The 2,666-nt window shown below is 59.0% G+C and carries 3 protein-coding genes; 2 read left to right on the top strand and 1 reads right to left on the bottom strand.

Annotated elements, in window-relative coordinates; genetic code table 11:
- Both modA and modB read left to right on the top strand, forming a co-directional pair.
- Positions 1 to 438: molybdate ABC transporter substrate-binding protein (gene modA, locus BG52_RS13050; RefSeq protein WP_036667442.1), on the top strand; the 438-nt coding region annotated here is incomplete at its 5' end.
- A 16-nt stretch (positions 439 to 454) separates the two neighbouring features.
- Positions 455 to 1,126, top strand: a complete 672-nt coding sequence (gene modB, locus BG52_RS13045) for a molybdate ABC transporter permease subunit (RefSeq protein ID WP_036583202.1) — start codon at positions 455 to 457, stop codon at positions 1,124 to 1,126.
- 23 nt (positions 1,127 to 1,149) lie between these two features.
- Here the strand turns inward: modB and BG52_RS13040 are convergent, their stop codons facing one another.
- Positions 1,150 to 2,466: a deoxyguanosinetriphosphate triphosphohydrolase family protein gene (locus tag BG52_RS13040; RefSeq protein WP_036583199.1), complete on the bottom strand. Its 1,317-nt coding sequence runs from the start codon at positions 2,464 to 2,466 to the stop codon at positions 1,150 to 1,152.
- Positions 2,467 to 2,666: the final 200 nt, after the last annotated feature.

Raw genomic sequence — 2,666 nt, 5'->3', positions numbered from 1 at the left:
GCGTCGCCCGACGATCCTCTAACGATAACGGATTTGCGCGGCCTGGCCGATAATGGCATTCGGAAAATAGCGGTAGGCGAACCGGACACCGTGCCCGCGGGCGCCTACGCCAAAGAAGCGCTGGCGAATGCGGCCGTATGGGATGCCGTACAGCCGAAGCTCGTGTTCGCGAAGGACGTCAGGCAGGTGCTGACTTATGTAGAAAGCGGCAATACGGAAGCCGGTATCGTATACCTGACCGATGCGCTCGCTTCCGGCCGCGTCAAGGTCGTAGCGGAAGTCCCTTCCGGGCTGTATGCGCCGATCGTCTATCCTTACGGCATCATGAAAGCTTCAGAGCGTCAGCGGGAATCGAAGCAATTCATCCATTATTTATTTGAGAGTGAAGCCGCTGGCGTATTTGCCGAGCTCGGCTTCACACCCCCACCAGCACCCTGAGAAAGGAGCGGCTCGTATGACGGATTGGAACGCCTTCCTCCCACCGGTTTTCGTTACAATCAAAGTATCGCTTCTTGCCGGCGCGATCGTCTTTGTTCTTGCCCTGCTGACGGCTCACCGCATGGCGAGGAGCCGGATACGTGGACGCAGCGCAATCGATACGATGCTGCTGCTCCCACTCGTGCTTCCGCCGACGGTAGTCGGCTTTCTGCTGCTTGTCCTGTTCGGACGACAGGGCTGGTTGGGCCAAACGTTCGAAATGCTGTTCGACCGCACGATTGTGTTCACCTGGGGGGCAGCCGTCGTTGCCGCAGTCGTAGTGGCCTTCCCTCTCGCCTATCGGACGATGCGGGCCGGATTCGAAGGCGTGGAGAAGGAGCTGGAAGACGCCGCGCGCGCCCAAGGCGCCAATGAGTGGCAAGTATTCCGGCATATTACGATGCCGCTTGCGGGGCGATCGCTGACGGCCGGCTTTCTGCTCGGCTATGCCAGAGGCTTGGGCGAATTCGGCGCGACGCTGATGATTGCCGGCAACATTCCGGGCAGAACCCAAACGCTGCCGACGGCTATCTATACGGCTGTCGATGCGGGCCGCATGCCGCTCGCCTGGGCGTGGACGGCGGCCATCGTCCTGCTGTCGTTCGCCATGCTGTTTATGGCCGAACGGTTTAATACCCGATCCCGGTAGTTCATCCTCCGTCGCCCGCAGCCTCAATCCCTTTCATAGATCGATCCTGTGCGGCTGGCGTACAGTTCCGCGTAAACCTTCTCTGCATAAGCGTCGGTCATGCCGGAAATATAATCGGCCACCAACCGCTCCCACTGCCATCTCCCCTTCTGCTGCTCGTAGTTCGCAATCCAGTCGGGAGGCAAAATAAGCTTCCCCGTCTCATATTCCATGAAGGTTTCCCACAACCGGGTAATCATGATCTCGCTGCGCTTCTGCAGCCGCTGTACGCGAAAATCCTTGATCAGCGTCACCCAAGCCAGTTTTTTCAAAATTTCCATCGTTCGCAGCAGCTCGATATCCTGCACGCCGTCCCGCACGAACGTCACCCTTTTCCAGCCTCTCGCCGGATCGTCGAGGATGCCGACCTGGTTAGCGAATTTGCTGACCCAACGCGCCTTCATTTCGCGCCGCGCGCGCGACGGCTCACGGCCCGAGTCCTCGTACACCGTTTCCCACTGCGTCAGGTACGCTTCCAGCACCGTCTTCACCATTGCGCCGATATCGATCTGCTCCCAGCCTACGTTCATATTGCCCTGATCGTCGACGATCTCCCGCACGACATGTCCGATCAGGCTGTCGTCCTCGAAGAAGCTGCGGCTCATCAGAATTTTGCCTGCGCGGATGCCATCCTCGATGTCATGCGTCGAATAAGCGATATCGTCGCACAGATCCATCAGCTGCGCCTCCAGCGTGGCGCAGTCTGCCGGCATTCCCCACATAGCGCGAAGCCGGCCGACCGCGTCCCATTCCATATCGTATACACCCTTAATCCGGCCGGGCTCGGTGAGCGGATAAGGATACTTGTTGATCGCAAGCAGGACGGCGGCCGTCAGGTCCAGACCGCTGTCGCTTCCCGCTCTTTTCTCCAGAAACATGAGAATACGGAAGTTCTGGGCGTTCCCCTCGTAAGGCAAGCCGTAACGGGCGGTCAGCAGCCGGTTCAGCACTTCCTCGCCCTTGTGCCCGAAAGGAGGATGTCCCAAATCATGGGCCAGCGAAGCGCACTCGACGACCTCCGGCTCCAGCATCAGTCCCGGATGCTCCGGCACGGCCAGAAAAGCATACGTTTTGCCGAGCCGTCTCGCCACCTCGCGGGCAATTTGCGACACCTCCAGCGAGTGGGTGAGACGCGTCCGGTAATAGTCGCCCGTACCGGCGCCGAACACCTGCGATTTCCCCTGCAGCCTGCGGAAAGCAGGCGACTGGATAAGCCGCGCATAATCCTTCTCATATTCGTCCCGGGCTTCGCTGGAATGAAGCTTCTCGGTGTCGTCCAAGCGGTATTTACGGATGTCCATGCGAATCCCCCTCGTTGTCGTTATACCTCATCTTATTCTTACCCAAGCGGAAAAGAAAGCGCCGAACCCTGTGACAGTCGGCTTTTCGAGCGGATTCGGCACGGCTTACAATTGCTACGGCATCTTTTGTGCATGAAGCACCGAGACCGTTTGGCGCAGCAGTCGTTGTGTTGCGACAAGAAAACGGGCAGATCGCCTCG

It is taken from the genome of Paenibacillus darwinianus, assembly GCF_000598065.1.
Classification (GTDB): domain Bacteria; phylum Bacillota; class Bacilli; order Paenibacillales; family Paenibacillaceae; genus Paenibacillus_I; species Paenibacillus_I darwinianus.
This window is presented reverse-complemented; position numbering and strand designations above follow the sequence as displayed.